Origin of the sequence: Staphylococcus epidermidis, assembly GCF_006742205.1 — a bacterium.
GTDB classification, from domain to species: Bacteria; Bacillota; Bacilli; order Staphylococcales; family Staphylococcaceae; genus Staphylococcus; species Staphylococcus epidermidis.
Genome location: NZ_AP019721.1, coordinates 45,781 through 62,396, shown reverse-complemented (window position 1 = coordinate 62,396; position 16,616 = coordinate 45,781). Strand labels below are relative to the sequence as shown.

Genomic DNA, 16,616 nt, shown 5'->3' with positions numbered 1-16,616 from the left:
AAGTCATACATTATTTTTTCTTTTATAGAATAATCTTATAAAATAGGTCAGATAAAAAACCTTATTTATCAAGTGTTCACATAAGCTTTTTTAGAAGTTTAAGAATAAAGATATCTGCTCTTCACGCCAAGAAGCCACATTCTTCCGTTGAAAAATGTGGCTGTCAAAAAAGTTATTTTCTTTTTGATTCTAAGATCATATAACAAGATTAGACGATAAAGTGGTTTATAAACATCTCACAAAACGCAAACTTACAACATGTGTGCAATGTCCGAAGCTGCCGTTGGATAGGCAAATATCATTTGTTTCAATTCTTTGGTTGAAATTCCAAAGCGAATGGCTGTTGCAAAGTGGTTAATTAGTTCATCGGCTTCATTACTAATCAAATGAGCACCGACAACTTGATCACTATCCTCGTCAATTAGCACTTTAAACGCAGCAAAGTCCTCATTTGTCCGTTTATACGTAAACCAGTCGGAGATGTTTTTCTGCTTTACTTTAATATTCCGGCCAGAGTTTTTGGCTTCCTCCTCGCTCATACCTACCGATGCCATTTTAGGTACGGTAAATACAGCAGATGGAATCACGGGATATTCAATTTTTTTGCTGTTCCCTTTCAATAAATTAGATGCTACGACATGAGAATCTGCACTGGCTACAGGTGTGAGGGGCAAGCCATCCGTTGCTGCAGCATCTCCAGCTGCATAGACATTCGGGTTACTTACACTTTGCAAATACTCATTAACATGGACACCATGTTTTTTCCTTTCTATATTCCCTTTTTCAAGATTCATATCTAAGGCAGGGACCCGTCCAGCACCATGAATAACAATGTCTGCTTCAAACCGCGTTATATCCTCTTTTTTTCGAGCGTACACATGAAACTTTCCTTGTTCTTTTTCAATGGATTCAACGGAATGTTGAAGATGTACCTGTATGCCAATCTCTTTCGACTTTTCTAAAAGGATATCTACAAGATCTATATCAAAATTCTCCAAAGGTCTTTGACCTCGATGGATAATATGAACTTCTGATCCAGCACGTGCCGCGATATGAGCAAATTCAAACGAAATATACCCACCACCAACAAAGACGATTCTTTGTGGTAATTCATCCAACTCCAAAAACTCATCACTATAAGTAAGATGTTCTTCTCCTTTTATGGGTAAAGGGGTAGGTTTCGCACCACTAGCGATCAAGAAATGACTCCCCTCGAGCACTTCTTTATTCACTTCAAGTTTGTCCTCACTCACGAAAGATGCATTGCCATGATACGTATCGATTCCCTGTTTATTCAATGCTTCCTCTTTTTTTTCCGGGACATCATCTGTAAAGGTTCTTTTAAAATTCATAAGATCTTTCCAGTTGATGGAGACTTCAGACGGTACTCCATTCTTAACCATCCGTTTGTTCCAATCAATAAGCTCGGCAGCACCATGTAGAACCTTTTTTGGGTCACATCCACGTAGTGCACACGTGCCTCCAAACGGCCTGTCATCTACCATAGCTACATTCCAGCCGGCTTTATTACATTTTGCTGCTGTGATTGACCCCGCAGAACCTGTACCAATCACAATAAGATCGTATTTCTTTGTCATCATTATCCTCCTCACAGAAATCACTCTTTAATAAGTTTTCCCTGTTTTTATCTAATGAAACTCTGTACCTCATCCACAGTTTGAAAAAATCCATCATCTTAACTAAACGGTGGATTCACTGTGTTGTTATCCCGGACAACATTGTTAAATATATGGCAAGGGGTTCTTTTAAATCTTCTACAGTTAAGCAAATTAACGGCTAATGTCGCCTCGTTGTATCGCAAATGGTTCTGTTGCAAAGTTGAATTTATAGTATAATTTTAACAAAAAGGAGCCTTCTGTATGAACTATTTCAGATATAAACAATTTAACAAGGATGTTATCACTGTAGCCGTTGGCTACTATCTAAGATATGCATTGAGTTATCGTGATATATCTGAAATATTAAGGGAACGTGGTGTAAACGTTCATCATTCAACGGTCTACCGTTGGGTTCAAGAATATGCCCCAATTTTGTATCAAATTTGGAAGAAAAAGCATAAAAAAGCTTATTACAAATGGCGTATTGATGAGACGTACATCAAAATAAAAGGAAAATGGAGCTATTTATATCGTGCCATTGATGCAGAGGGACATACATTAGATATTTGGTTGCGTAAGCAACGAGATAATCATTCAGCATATGCGTTTATCAAACGTCTCATTAAACAATTTGGTAAACCTCAAAAGGTAATTACAGATCAGGCGCCTTCAACGAAGGTAGCAATGGCTAAAGTAATTAAAGCTTTTAAACTTAAACCTGACTGTCATTGTACATCGAAATATCTGAATAACCTCATTGAGCAAGATCACCGTCATATTAAAGTAAGAAAGACAAGGTATCAAAGTATCAATACAGCAAAGAATACTTTAAAAGGTATTGAATGTATTTACGCTCTATATAAAAAGAACCGCAGGTCTCTTCAGATCTACGGATTTTCGCCATGCCACGAAATTAGCATCATGCTAGCAAGTTAAGCGAACACTGACATGATAAATTAGTGGTTAGCTATATTTTTTACTTTGCAACAGAACCTAAAAAGTTTTATTGCCCCTTGTAAGATTGAGTAGGCTTGTTAAAAGTACAATCTTTGATTGTACGTGTGAGCGTTTCAACACAAAAAAATAAATTCTAAAAATGAAAATAAAGGGAAAGTGAATCTTCACTTTCCCTCCATTTTGAATTTAGTTTTAATGTGAATGTGATGTGTATGCGTTATGCACATCACATTCACTCCTTTTGGTTCGGCTTTGTTTTGGCCGTCTTATGCCAAAAGCAAAGCCCCCGATTTTTTCGAGGGCTATTCTTAATTAACAATTTTGATAATATTCTAATTGCTTATTGGGGTACAGCCAACATTTCGGAAATTTTGTACGCTAAGCAAAATATAGATGAGCGTATCCATAGAATTATTTGTCAGAGGATAAATATTTACTCTAAATATCAAAGTCCTACTGTAAATCAGAGGTACTTTTGAGAAATTTTTAATTCACTAAACTCAAAATGGCGCGGAAAGTTTCGTTCTCCACCATAATATATATTCCTAATCCTATAAACACAATTGGGATAATCCAGCGGCCGTATTTCTCAAGTGTTTCAGAAACATATCTGAACCTTGCTAGACGATAGCCAATTAAACACCAGACAGCAACCATTATAAAGAAAGTAACAACTGTAATTATCAGTTGGTTGTTATTTAAGGTAGAAAAGAATGGAACATAAATTCCAATATTGTCTCCGCCATTGGCGAATGTGATAAAGGCTACACTTAAATAGAACTTATTAAATTTGTTTAAGCTGGAAAGAATGTTACCTTCATCCTCTTCTTCACCCTTTATAAAGAGTTTTACTCCTAGATATATCGGTATTAATCCTAGCAAACCTACCCACTGATCAGGAATGAGTGTTACTCCAAATGTTGCTAAAAGACTGATTAAAACTAAAAGTGCAAAACCAAGATATTGGCCAATGACTATATCTCTTGGATAAATACGGTTTCCTTTCGACTCCATGCTAACTATTCCACTGTTACCCGTTTTAGCTTGTGACCTTGCTTGAGAGAACAGTAACATCAAGACAAAAATATCATCGACATTGGTTACTATAAAAGAACCTAAAGCAGAGAGAATAGTTAAAATTAAATTCATTTATATCAACTCCTTCATCGTTCATAAACAGTCAGAAAAACGATTGGATATATTTCATAATTTGTATTAACCCAGTTCATTAGAAATTCATGAATAGTGATTAATCCATACCATCAGGAATTTTATACAGTAATACATCTATCAATACAAAATGTGCATGAGTCTCCATCCATTAATAAAAATTCAACCTGCACTTATGAAAAAGTGCAGGTTGGCCTGCATTCACATTATTGCTTTTTATTCAACGTATGTATAGCATGTCCCATCACACCTTCTGCTGCTTCCATAAGTGGTTCTGGTAAGGTAGGATGAGCATGAATCGTAAGGCTAAGATCTTCCGCATTTGCCCCAGCCTCAATCGCAAAAACAGCCTCTGCAATCAGAGAGGATACCTCTGGTCCAACCATCTGTACTCCTAACACTCTTTTCGTATTCTTTTCGGCTACAACTTGTACAAAGCCATCTGCATCCGAGACAGATAACGCCCTAGCATTTGCTTGGAATGGAAAACGACTGGATACTGTTTCGTATCCTTTTTCCTTTGCTTCCTTCTCTGTTAAACCTGTATAGGCTACTTCAGGATCGCTGAAGATAACAAAAGGCATCGCTTGAAAATCAATCACACTATTTTGACCACTGATCACTTCGGCTGCTATCTTTGCTTCATAACTAGCTTTATGAGCGAGGAGGTCACCACCAGCACAATCCCCTATTGCATAAACATGTTCAATGTTTGTTTGACATTTGTTATTTATCTTAATAAATCCTTGGTCGTCTAATACTACTCCGATATTTTCCAGACCAATTTTACCTGTGTTTGGTTTTCTCCCAATAGAAACTAAGCAATAATCACCTTGAATAATTTCTTCCTTTCCATCAACTTGAACATGGACGTTAACTTCATCGCCTGTATTTTCTCCACCTTGAACAAGGGCATCCGTTATAACAGTGATTCCAATTTCCTTTAAATGACGTTTTACTGTTTTTGTTAGGATAGGATCTGTCCCGGACAAAATTGTATCCGATCCCTCAAGGATGGTCACTTTTGCCCCAAACTTTGCATAAGCAGTACCTAACTCTAAACCGATATAACCACCACCTACCACAACTAAATGATTGGGTACTTCCTGTAGTTGCAATGCCTCCGTTGAAGAAATGATTCTTTTTTGATCAAATGGCATACTTTTTAACTCGACTGGCAAAGAACCTATTGCAAGAATTAAATCTTTGTAGGAAAAAATCTGTTCCTCGTCCTCTATTTTTATTTTTGCAATATGTGCTTCAGTGAGATAGGCTTCCCCACTGATGACCTCTACACCATTTCCTTTTAACAAGGTGCGAATCCCATCTGTTAGCTTGTTCACGATTCCGTCCTTCCACTTTACTACTTCTGGCATATCAACTTGAACCTCACCCGAAACCTTAAGCCCCATTGTATTGGCATGTTTAATGTGTTTGACTCGTTCAGATGCACTAATAAGAGCTTTTGAAGGGATACACCCTCGATTAAGGCAAACTCCTCCTAACTCCGCCTTATCAACCAGTACCACCTTTTTTCCTAACTGGGCAGCACGTATTGCCGCCACATAACCTCCAGACCCTGCTCCTATCACTAAAAGGTCTACATATTTTTTCACTTCTCCAGTCATCCTAGATTCCTCCTTTGATAAGTAACTATAATTACTATTTGTACTCAAGAATATAGTTGTGTAATATGTATCTAACCTTTTTCTTATTTTCACCTATTTTTCTTCTCTTATTAGACAATTTATAAAAAATAATCTACATTTTGATTAAAAGAGCCTGGGACATAATTCCTATCAAAATAGCCAGTAAATGAGTTTTCATAAATTCATTTACTGGCTTCTTTATTTACAATACTTCGTATTGTTGGCTCGCTTTCTTAGGGGACAGCTTCAGCCTGTAGTCTTCAGCTTGTCCTGTTCCCTCAAGAGTCTCGCCAAAATACTTTGTATTCATATGTAATTTTACATTAAAATACTTTAAAAAAATAAGGCCCTTTCGTATAATTTAATAAACATCACTAAACTAAATTAACGAGGTGCCTTATGTATAAAGATTATAACATGACTCAACTTACTCTACCAATGGAAACTTCAGTTCTTATCCCCACAAATGATATTTCACGACATGTAAATGATATTGTAGAAACAATTCCCGAGACTGAATTCGATGAATTCAGACATCATCGAGGTGCAACATCATACCATCCAAAAATGATGTTAAAAGTAGTTTTATATGCCTACACCCAATCTGTGTTTTCAGGACGTAAGATAGAAAAATTACTCAATGATAGTATCCGAATGATGTGGCTATCACAAAATCAAAAGCCTTCTTATAAAACGATTAATCGATTTAGAGTAAATCCCAAAGTAGACGCTTTATTAGAATCATTATTTATTCAATTTCATAGTCAGTGTTTGAAACAAAATCTTATTGATGATCAGGCCATTTTTATTGATGGTACGAAAGTTGAGGCAAATGCCAATCGATATACATTTGTATGGAAAAAGAGTATTCAAAACCATGAGTCAAGAATGAATGAAAACTCTAAAGCACTCTATCATGAATTGGTGATAAATAAAATCATACCTGAGATTAAAAAAGATCATGATAATGACTTAACAAAAGAAGAAATAGATTTGATTGGTAGTCATTTAGATAAAGAAATCGAAGATTTAAACCAACATATCGATAATGAAAAATGTACTAAAATAAGAAAACAAATACGGCTCAAAAGAACTAAAATTAAAAAATACAAAAAGCAAATTAATGATTACTCTCAGCGAAAGCATAAATACGAAGTCCAAAAATCTATTTTAAAGGATAGAAATAGTTATTCTAAAACAGATCACGATGCCACATTTATGAGAATGAAAGAAGATCATATGAAAAATGGACAACTTAAACCGGGGTATAATTTACAAATAGCGACAAATTCTCAATTTGTTTTATTTTATGATGTGTATCAAAATCCGACTGATACAAGAACAATGATACCTTTTTTAAATACAATACAAGAGACCTACGGTCATTTACCTGAATATATTGTAGCTGACGCAGGTTATGGTAGCGAAGCCAATTATATGGCAATTATAGATAATTTTAATCGAACGCCACTCATAACTTATGGAATGTTTATAAAAGATAAAACTAAAAAATATAAAAGTGACATCTTTAATACTCAAAATTGGGATTATGACGAAATTAACGATGAATTCATTTGTCCGAATAATAAAAGACTAGGATTTAAAAGATATGCCTATCGTCATGATAAATATGGTTTTAAACGAGACTTTAAATTATATGAATGTGATGATTGTTCAGAATGCCCTCTGAAACAACAATGTATGAACTTCAATTCAAAAACAAATAAAAAAATAATGAAAAATTATAATTGGGAATATTTTAAAGCCCAAATTAATAAAAAGCTTTCAGAACCAAAAACAAAAACCATCTACAGTCAAAGAAAAATTGATGTGGAGCCTGTTTTTGGATTTATGAAGGCTATTTTGGGTTTCACTAGAATGTCCGTTCGAGGGATAGATAAAGCCAAAAGAGAATTAGGATTTGTGCTAATGGCACTTAATATAAGAAAAGTAACAGCTCAACGAGCTGAAAATAATCAAAAAAATAATAAAAAAGACAATTTCTATATTATTTCAATAGAAATTGTCTTTTTTTACTTATCCTGGGACTTTATGTCCCACACTCTTTTTACTCTTAATCTTTCACTCGCATAAGTCGTAAACTGTTCAACGCTACAAGAAGAGTTGCACCCATATCTGAAAGAATCGCAATCCAGAGTGTTAACCAACCTGGAATAACCAATAATAAGGCAATAAATTTAATAGCAATTGCAAAAGTAATGTTAGCTTTTATTATGTTTAGCGCTTTTCGACTTAGTTTTACCGTAAACGGAAGTTTTCTTAAATCATCTCCCATTAGTGCAACGTCCGCCGTTTCTAATGCTGTATCAGTACCAGCTCCACCCATTGCAATTCCAACAGTGGAAGCTGCCAATGCAGGTGCATCATTGACACCATCGCCAATCATAGCTACGTTGTTGTATTCCGATTTCAATTGTTTAATATAATCCAATTTATCCTGAGGCATTAATTCAGCCTGAACTTCTTTTACTCCGACATGACTTCCAATGGCATTCGCAGTACCTTTATTATCACCGGTAAGCATAATTGTATTTTTGATGCCAAGTTGATGTAGTTTTTGAATGACTTCTTTACTTGATTCACGTACTTCATCTGCTACTGCAATAATAGCTAGTATTTCTTTGTCAGTTCCAACAACCATAGCAGTTTTCCCTTGATTTTGAAGAGTTGCAACTTTTTTCTCTAAATTCTTATCAAAACTAGAGTTTGACAGTTCCTTAAATAGTTTTGGACTTCCAATATAATAGGTCGTTCCGTCTACAGTACCCTTAATTCCTTTTCCTGTAATGGAAGAGAAGTCATCTATCACAACATCTGAATAAGAAATATTCGCCTCTTCTGCTCTTTTCATGATTGCTGATGCAAGAGGGTGCTGAGAACGATACTCTAATGCAGTAATGATGGATAGCATTTCATTTTCATCTACCTGTTTGTTCAACACATTGAAGTCAGTTACAACAGGGACACCTTTTGTCAAAGTACCTGTTTTATCGAAAGCAATGGCCTTTAAGGCACCCATTTCTTCTAAATAAACGCCACCTTTTATTAGGACACCCTTTTTCGCTGCATTTCCAATTGCTGAAACAATCGAAATCGGGGTGGAAATAACCAACGCACATGGACAACCAACGACTAAAACAGCTAAACCTTGATAAACCCATGTTTCCCAACTAGCCCCAAAGAATAATGGTGGAACTACAGCAACTAACGCAGCTATGATCATGATGATCGGAGTATAATATTTCGCAAATTTTTCTACAAAGGCTTGAGATGGTGCTCGTTCTCCCTGTGCTTCCTCTACAAGATGAATAATTTTTGAAATGGTTGTATCTTCTACTAATTTAGTTATTTCTACTTCAAGTAATCCTTCTTCATTTAGAGTACCTGCAAATACTTCATCATCAACCGCTTTTTCAACAGGGACTGACTCACCTGTAATGGCAGCTTGATTAACAGCAGAGTACCCACTTACAACCATCCCGTCCATGGCAATCTTTTGACCAGGTTTGACAATCATAATATCTCCAACTGCAATATCATCTACATGAACCATCATTTCTTGACCTTTTCGTCTAACAAGTGCCTCTTTAGGTGCAATATCCATTAATGATCGAATTGATTGTCTCGCTTTATCCATAGAAAATCGTTCTAGAGCTTCACTAATTGCAAAGAGTATGACAACAACAGAAACTTCTGCCCATTCTCCTATAATCGCACCACCTATAACTGCAACAGTCATAAGTGTTTTCATGTCAAATTCAAAGCGTAACAAGTTTTGGAAACCAACTTTAAAAAGCGATAATCCTCCTATTAACATCGATGCTACAAATAATAATGTAGTAACAATGTTCTCATCCCCATTAACAAAGACTGAAAGATATCCGAAAACAATCAATAAGGTCGAATAGAGTAAAGTACTGTGCTTTTTATAGAATGGCACTTTTTCTTCTTTTTCATCCTCTTTTTCCTGGTTAATCTCTTGTGTAGCTTGCCGTACAGGTTTTTCAGAGGCCACTTTAAGATTCTCAAAAGCACCTGCTTTTTCTAATTCTTCAATCGTTGCTTCTCCGTAAACGGAAATTTTGGATGCTCCAAAATTTACTTTTGCATCCTCTACTCCCGGAATTTTTTTAACATTTCTTTCAAACTTTCCTGCACAGTTTGCGCATGAAAACCCTTCAACACGATATATATTTTTGTCTTTTTTAACCTCTTGCGGAGCCTGCCGCCTAGGTTTTTCTGGAGCCACTTTAAGGTTCTCAAAGGCACCTGCTTTTTCTAATTCTTCAACCGTTGCTTCTCCGTAAACGGAAATTTTGGATGCTCCAAAATTTACTTTTGCATCCTCTACTCCCGGAATTTTTTTAACATTTCTTTCAAACTTTCCTGCACAGTTTGCGCATGAAAATCCATCAACACGATAGACATATTTCTCCTCTAATGGCTTCGTTGCTTCACTCATATTTAATAACCTCCTTCTTAATTAACCAATGTATCTTTTATCAATCAATGCATGTGGAATTCCTATATTCTTGGCCATCTCTCATTATGATATTCATTTGAATATTACGTTATGTTCTGTTGTTATTATATATCCACACATATAGATAGTCAAATGATTATTTGATTGTATTTTATTTCTTTTTTTGCTAAGACTAAACTCAACTTTTCTGTTTAATTTCCTCAACTGATTATTCAAGGCTATTCCTTTAATATTTTCATTCCAACCCAACAACTCCTATGATCCAAGAAGCTATATAGAAAACGGCTACACCAAGCAAAACGTAAAGACCAGTTTTTCGATTTTCAGATTGATTAACAACTGGAAGTAAGTCCGTTGCTGCAACATATAGAAAAACACCTGCTGAAAAGGACAAAGCAATTCTTGCAAAAGAATCGCCAAGTACTTCAGCTGCAAATTCTGTGTCACTGAGTAGCCATACTAAAGCTCCTCCAAATATAGTAGCCAAAGCCAGTACTGCAGAGGCAATAAACGCCTTTTTCCTGTCATTAAATACTACAAGAACAATCGAAGAAATGGTTAAGCCATCTGGTATTTTATGAAGTAATACAGCAACAAACACAAGGAAACCTAATTCACTGCTTACTTCGAATCCCGCAACAATGGAGACCCCATCAAAGAAACTATGAATGGTCATTCCGATAAAGGCACCTAAACCGCCCGTTTTTTTACTGAGTTTATCCTCATGTGTTTCATAGCCGAAATGAAAATGAGTTGTGAGGATTCTTTGAAAGGAAAATAATACTAAAAATCCTATTAATATATAGATTCCATTTTCAGGTGAATTTTCTAATCCTTCTGGCATTAGATCAAGAATACCTATGGATAAAAGAAAACCTGCACTAAAAGCCATTAAATATGTAAGAGCTTTGGGGGACCATTCTTTTCTCACGACAATAAGTCCTCCAACAAGATTAGCTATACTTGTGAGTAACACAAGAGATACTACAGTCCATGAGAACATTACAAACTCTCCTTACTTTAATTCATTCCATTTCACAAATAATTTGGACCATCAGGGTACAATTCAGAGAAAAAACAAGATTTAAGCCCTAGTGGATACCAGGCCTTAAATCTCCTGAGATGATTTTTTATCTACTGGTCTTTTCTTAGGTAATTTTTATGGTTTATTTTTGAGCAACTGCATTCCATCATGTAAAACGGAGGACTGAGTTGTTTGTAACATTTTAACTAATTTTTCCCAACACTCATCACATTTACTTCTTTTCCTTCAACTGTAGTGCTTCTTGCATAAGGTGATGCACATGATTACTTACTAGCCTATAAAAAACTATCTTCCCTTTTTTACGGTACTCGGCAAACCCCATATTACGTAACATACGTAGGTGGTGTGAAGCAGTAGCATTCGTAGAACCAATAATCGTTGCTACATCACAGACACACATTTCATCTTCTTGCGTAAGTGCATAAACAATTTTCAACCGTGTATCATCCGCAAAAACTTTAAACAATTGTGATAAGCCATCCGTTTGACCGACTTCCTGCTGACGGCGCTCAACCTTTTCTGGGTCAAATATAAATGTCTCACAAGCATCTTTTCCCCTTGATTTTATACCATCTAAATCATGTTCTTTTTTATTTATGGAAGTAATACTCAAAACAACCCCTCCTCTGTAATTAGTGTATAAAATAACATTCAAATTATTATTTGTATATATATAAGTATAAATAATATAACGTTTTATTGCAACAATAAAATATACATTTTTTCGTTATATCATGGTATACTTTAAAATAATGAATATTGGAGGAGGAGAATCAGGATCTACTATATCATTGCAGTCATCGTTTTAATCATTGATCAACTATGGAAATCTGCGATTGTCAAATGGATGGAAATAGGTCAAACCATTCCTTTATGGGAAGGAGTATTCCATATTACTTCTCTTCGAAATAAAGGAGCAGCATTTGGAATTTTGCAAGGTCAACGCTGGTTTTTTATTATTGTAACGTTAATTGTTGTACTGGGTATCATTTATTATTTACAAACAGAAGGAAGGAATAACCGACGAATCTCTTTTGCCTTATCACTGTTGCTAGGTGGAGCATTAGGGAACTTTTTTGACCGCTTGATTAGAGGAGAAGTAATAGATAGCCTTGATTTTCGGCTCATTGATTATCCTATCTTTAATCTCGCTGATGTTTTCATAGTTTCTGGTGTTGCTTTAATGATATTGGAGGTTCTGTTGCAAAGTAAAAAATATAGCTAACCACTAATTTATCATGTCAGTGTTCGCTTAACTTGCTAGCATGATGCTAATTTCGTGGCATGGCGAAAATCCGTAGATCTGAAGAGACCTGCGGTTCTTTTTATATAGAGCGTAAATACATTCAATACCTTTTAAAGTATTCTTTGCTGTATTGATACTTTGATACCTTGTCTTTCTTACTTTAATATGACGGTGATCTTGCTCAATGAGGTTATTCAGATATTTCGATGTACAATGACAGTCAGGTTTAAGTTTAAAAGCTTTAATTACTTTAGCCATTGCTACCTTCGTTGAAGGCGCCTGATCTGTAATTACCTTTTGAGGTTTACCAAATTGTTTAATGAGACGTTTGATAAACGCATATGCTGAATGATTATCTCGTTGCTTACGCAACCAAATATCTAATGTATGTCCCTCTGCATCAATGGCACGATATAAATAGCTCCATTTTCCTTTTATTTTGATGTACGTCTCATCAATACGCCATTTGTAATAAGCTTTTTTATGCTTTTTCTTCCAAATTCGATATAAAATTGGGGCATATTCTTGAACCCAACGGTAGACCGTTGAATGATGAACGTTTACACCACGTTCCCTTAATATTTCAGATATATTACGATAACTCAATGCATATCTTAGATAGTAGCCAACGGCTACAGTGATAACATCCTTGTTAAATTGTTTATATCTGAAATAGTTCATACAGAAGACTCCTTTTTGTTAAAATTATACTATAAATTCAACTTTGCAACAGAACCAACTTCATCATCGTAGATGTCTGCATATACATCATCACCAATGAGTTCCAATATTTCATAGCATGAGAATACTGTCCCTCTTGGTAACATTAACGCTCTACCAATCATTACAGTTAGTAATGCATATGCACGTTCACTTATTGCAAAGTGCATTTGATAGTTAAAGTCATCTCTTTTCGAAACGTTTAGCTCAACTCGTAATTTATCGTTATCATGTTCTACTTTTACAACTACTTTGCTTTCCATTTTTAAACTCACCCCCAAGTTTGATTGCTCGGGAAATCTTTATTAGTAACGTTACAAGATATACTTTATCAACATTTTTAGAACTAATCGTTAGCTTCCCCAAAATTCATTAAAGAGGGGGAAGCCAAAAAAGCTAACTCAATTGAGTTAGCTTAAACTTATTCATTATTCAAATTAAATGTCTATCTATCATCATTATGAGTATATTTACTGTTATTAAAAAGTTCTTTCTTTACTCTTAGATAAACTAATTCCTTTGTAAGTAAATTAATTCTATTATCAAATTCATTATCGCTCTTTTGCAATTGATGGTAAGTGACAACCATGTTGGATTGATTTTTTTGTGAAGAATATAAATTTAAAACCTTTATCATTCTCCGAATTTCTTTTAATAGTGCGTTTGAATATTTTATATTTTTAGAGTGACCTAATACAACTTTCTTTAGTAATCTGTTACCTATATTATCAAGATTGAAGAGTAACTCATCTATTTCCTCATCTAATTCATTCTCATCTTTACATTTTGCTAAATTTAAAAAATCAAAAATAAAATTACCATTTTTATTGTATTCTCTTTCCAACATAGTTTTACTATCAATATATTGACTTTTAATGTTTTTCAAGTTATCAATGATTATTTTATCAATGAAAGGGGTTTTTAATTTATATTTATATACAAATATATGATCCCATTTTATTTCATCTTCATTTAATGTAACTAATTTAGTTATACTATTAAACACCTCATATTGATCATATAGTTTATCAAAATCATCTTTATTAAACTCAATATTATCTACAAAATCATTGTATTTTTTAACAATTATTTCCTCATCTGCATTGATTGTTGATTCTTCAAATTTTACTCCATTCAAAAAGTTTTTAAAATTAACTTTTTCTGAGTTATTCTCAAGTAGACTTCTTAAAATAAAATTGTTTAATTTTTCGTATAAAGTCGTAGCTTCATATATATTTGACTGATTTACTTGTTTAAAATACATACTAATATGCTTAATTAATTCAGTTAATTCATACTGAAATCGCATAAGTAATTGAAATGGATACTGGTTATATAATTGCTTTTGTAATTCAAATGCACCTTCTTTAAGTTTATCTATACCTTCATTAAAATACTTTTCGTATTCATCTGCGTTATCACTAAATATATTTTTCTTAATACTTTCTAAATGTTTAATATTATTTTCACTTTTAGGAAGTGGGTAATTCTCTAACAAATCTACTAATGTACTTATAGATTCGAATTGCTCCATATCAAATTCATAATTTGATCTTTTTGTTTTACTATCTTTCTTATCAAAATAGGGTTGAAATTGATTCATGTCTATATCATAGATATCTCTTAATAATTCAAATCGATTTGAAATTACTTTCCCCGATAGTCCATTTTTTCTTGAATATGTATTTTTTGAAACTTTAAAGCACTATTTTTAGCACCTAAATAGAAATAGCCGATATCAATTAGAGACTTACCATGACTATCCAATTTTATTATCTCTATAATATTTACAACTTGATGGGCTAACTTTCTTTTTTTCTGGTCGTTAAACATTTTATTTAATTCTTTAACCAATTCTTTCTTTGTTTTTTCAGAAATGTTTAGGTTATTAAAGTTAACCAAATAAATTTCAGTAGTATTAGGAATATGACTCACATGCGTTTGTATGTCATTAAGAATTTTACTATTAATTATAATCTTAATCCCTTTTTCATCATATTCTACTTTTTCATATAAAATTGTAAAAATAGGATATTTAGCAATTCTTCCTCGTAATTTATTACACTTTTCAAAGGTTACTAACGAAGAGATACTAAATAAATATTTTTTGAAATTAATATTGTAGAAAGATAATACTTCATCAATGTTTTCTTTTATTTTATCATCCATAGGAACTATAAGTTGATATAACTCATTCGTAAAATCATCATTCACCATTATCTATAGAATGCCTCCCTTTATTTTGACAAATTCTTAATTTATAAAGATGTCAAATCTATATTTAGTAATTTTATTCTAACTTTTATCTTCAGCTTTCATCAAATAATACTCACCCCAAATGATATTGTAGAAACAATTCCCGAGACTGAATTCGATGAATTCAGACATTATCATGGTGCAACATCATACTATCCAAAAATGATGTTAAAAGTAGTTCTATATACCTACACACAATCTGTGTTTTCAGGACGTAAGATAGAAAAATTGCTCAATGATAGAATCCGAATGGTGTGGCTGTCACAAAATCTAAAGCATTCTTATAAAACGATTAATCGATTTAGAGTAAATCCCAAAGTGATGCTTTATTAGAAACGTTATTTATTCAATTTCATATTCAGTGTTTGAAGTAAAATCTTAGAGATGATCAAGCCATTTTTATTGATGATACGAAAGTTGAGGCAAATGCCAATCGATATACATTTGTATGGAAAAATAGTATTCAAAACCTGAGTCAAGGATGAATAAAGACTCTAAAGCATTCTATCATTTTAATCGAATGCCACTCATAACTTATGAAATGTTTATAAAAGATAAAACTAAAAAATATAAAAGTGACATTTCTTAATACTCAAAATGGGGATTATGACGAAATTAACGATGAATTCACTTGTCCGAATAATAAAAGACTAGGATTTAAAAGATATGCCTATAGCCATGATAAATATAGTTTTTAAACGAGACTTTAAATTATATGAATGTGATGATTGTTCAGAATGTCCTCTGAAACACCAATGTATAAAGTATAAACTTCAAATCAAAAACAAAAACCATCTACAGTCAAAAAAAGTTGATGTGGAGCCTGTTTTTTGGATTTATTAAGGCCATTTTGGATTTCACTCGAATGTCCGTTCGAGGAATAAAAAAGACAAAAGAGAACTAGAATTTGTGCTGATGGCACTTAATATAAGAAATGTAACAGCTCAACGATCTGAAAATAATCAAAAAAATTATAAAAAAGACAATTTTTATATTACTTCAATAGAAATTGTCTTTTTTCACTTATCCTAGAACTTTATGTCCCAAACTCTTAACTTTCTTCAATACATTTTTGCCTTAACATCATTGCCAAAAAAGTTCAAACTTTTAATTGTTAATATATCATTATAATATTCATTTTTTTAGTTTTATTTGTGGTACGCTTCAGCGTATCGTTTTATACTGGGGTTTTTATAATAATAATGGTCCTTACATTTTCAAAGACTAAATTCACGTGTAGACATATTGAATGCGTCTTATTAGGGTCTAATCTAATCAAACAAAAATTTAAGAGAGAAATCATATCTACAGGTTTTTTAACCAGAAGATTATTTTGATCTATTTCAAAAATTTTCAAACCGTTCTTAAAAGTGTATTTTTATAAACGTATGATAAAAGAGAAATTTTAGTCGCTTACTTCGTTTCAAGATATTACTGATACAATAAGGTT

Annotated in this window: 13 protein-coding genes and 1 pseudogene; 4 read left to right on the top strand and 10 right to left on the bottom strand. The window is 33.4% G+C overall.

From position 1 onward, the window contains the following. Positions 1-251: 251 nt before the first annotated feature. Entirely contained in the window at positions 252-1,598 is a 1,347-nt protein-coding gene (locus FNL83_RS00290; protein ID WP_000163428.1) for a dihydrolipoyl dehydrogenase family protein, read from the bottom strand. Positions 1,599-1,880: 282 nt separating this feature from the next. On the opposite strand from FNL83_RS00290, the gene FNL83_RS00285 reads away from it, so the two are divergent. Further along, positions 1,881-2,555 carry an IS6-like element IS257 family transposase gene (locus FNL83_RS00285; RefSeq protein ID WP_001105987.1) on the top strand — a complete coding sequence of 225 codons (675 nt, stop codon included), beginning with the start codon at positions 1,881-1,883 and terminating at the stop codon, positions 2,553-2,555. Positions 2,556-3,062: 507 nt separating this feature from the next. Here FNL83_RS00285 and FNL83_RS00280 read toward each other — a convergent pair. Both FNL83_RS00280 and lpdA read right to left on the bottom strand, forming a co-directional pair. After that, on the bottom strand, positions 3,063-3,725 hold the full coding sequence (locus FNL83_RS00280; RefSeq protein ID WP_057504655.1) for a CadD family cadmium resistance transporter: 663 nt from the start codon (positions 3,723-3,725) through the stop codon (positions 3,063-3,065). 227 nt (positions 3,726-3,952) lie between these two features. Beyond that, positions 3,953-5,374 carry a dihydrolipoyl dehydrogenase gene (lpdA, locus tag FNL83_RS00275; protein WP_049374229.1) on the bottom strand — a complete coding sequence of 474 codons (1,422 nt, stop codon included), beginning with the start codon at positions 5,372-5,374 and terminating at the stop codon, positions 3,953-3,955. A 420-nt stretch (positions 5,375-5,794) separates the two neighbouring features. Between lpdA and FNL83_RS00270 the strand changes: the two genes are divergently transcribed. Next, positions 5,795-7,489, top strand: coding sequence for an IS1182-like element ISSep1 family transposase (locus tag FNL83_RS00270; RefSeq protein WP_142191172.1), 1,695 nt, complete (start codon positions 5,795-5,797; stop codon positions 7,487-7,489). Here the strand turns inward: FNL83_RS00270 and FNL83_RS00265 are convergent. From FNL83_RS00265 to FNL83_RS00255, 3 genes are all read right to left on the bottom strand, one after another. After that, positions 7,470-9,878, bottom strand: a complete 2,409-nt coding sequence (locus FNL83_RS00265) for a heavy metal translocating P-type ATPase (RefSeq protein WP_002485759.1) — start codon at positions 9,876-9,878, stop codon at positions 7,470-7,472. The two genes, FNL83_RS00270 and FNL83_RS00265, sit on opposite strands and share 20 nt — an antisense overlap. Before the next feature lie 256 nt (positions 9,879-10,134). Beyond that, positions 10,135-10,902, bottom strand: a complete 768-nt coding sequence (locus tag FNL83_RS00260; RefSeq protein WP_057504658.1) for a ZIP family metal transporter — start codon at positions 10,900-10,902, stop codon at positions 10,135-10,137. 253 nt (positions 10,903-11,155) lie between these two features. Further along, complete coding sequence (locus FNL83_RS00255) at positions 11,156-11,557, bottom strand: ArsR/SmtB family transcription factor (RefSeq protein ID WP_057504659.1); 402 nt, start codon at positions 11,555-11,557, stop codon at positions 11,156-11,158. 159 nt (positions 11,558-11,716) lie between these two features. On the opposite strand from FNL83_RS00255, the gene lspA reads away from it, so the two are divergent. Continuing rightward, on the top strand, positions 11,717-12,169 hold the full coding sequence (gene lspA, locus FNL83_RS00250; RefSeq protein WP_164071529.1) for a signal peptidase II: 453 nt from the start codon (positions 11,717-11,719) through the stop codon (positions 12,167-12,169). A 27-nt stretch (positions 12,170-12,196) separates the two neighbouring features. Here lspA and FNL83_RS00245 read toward each other — a convergent pair whose 3' ends face one another. The 4 genes from FNL83_RS00245 to FNL83_RS00230 form a co-directional block, all read right to left on the bottom strand. Next, positions 12,197-12,871, bottom strand: a complete 675-nt coding sequence (locus FNL83_RS00245) for an IS6-like element IS257 family transposase (RefSeq protein WP_134943505.1) — start codon at positions 12,869-12,871, stop codon at positions 12,197-12,199. 29 nt (positions 12,872-12,900) lie between these two features. Then, positions 12,901-13,173: a hypothetical protein gene (locus FNL83_RS00240; protein ID WP_002501902.1), complete on the bottom strand. Its 273-nt coding sequence runs from the start codon at positions 13,171-13,173 to the stop codon at positions 12,901-12,903. Positions 13,174-13,355: 182 nt separating this feature from the next. Beyond that, entirely contained in the window at positions 13,356-14,513 is a 1,158-nt protein-coding gene (locus FNL83_RS00235) for a hypothetical protein (protein ID WP_002485721.1), read from the bottom strand. A 44-nt stretch (positions 14,514-14,557) separates the two neighbouring features. Further along, positions 14,558-15,127 (bottom strand): hypothetical protein, encoded by a 570-nt coding sequence (locus FNL83_RS00230; protein WP_002470562.1) that lies wholly within the window; start codon positions 15,125-15,127, stop codon positions 14,558-14,560. A 120-nt stretch (positions 15,128-15,247) separates the two neighbouring features. Between FNL83_RS00230 and FNL83_RS00225 the strand changes: the two are divergent. Further along, positions 15,248-16,153, top strand: a pseudogene (locus FNL83_RS00225) (transposase); the annotation flags it as partial. Between the last annotated feature and the right edge of the window lie 463 nt (positions 16,154-16,616).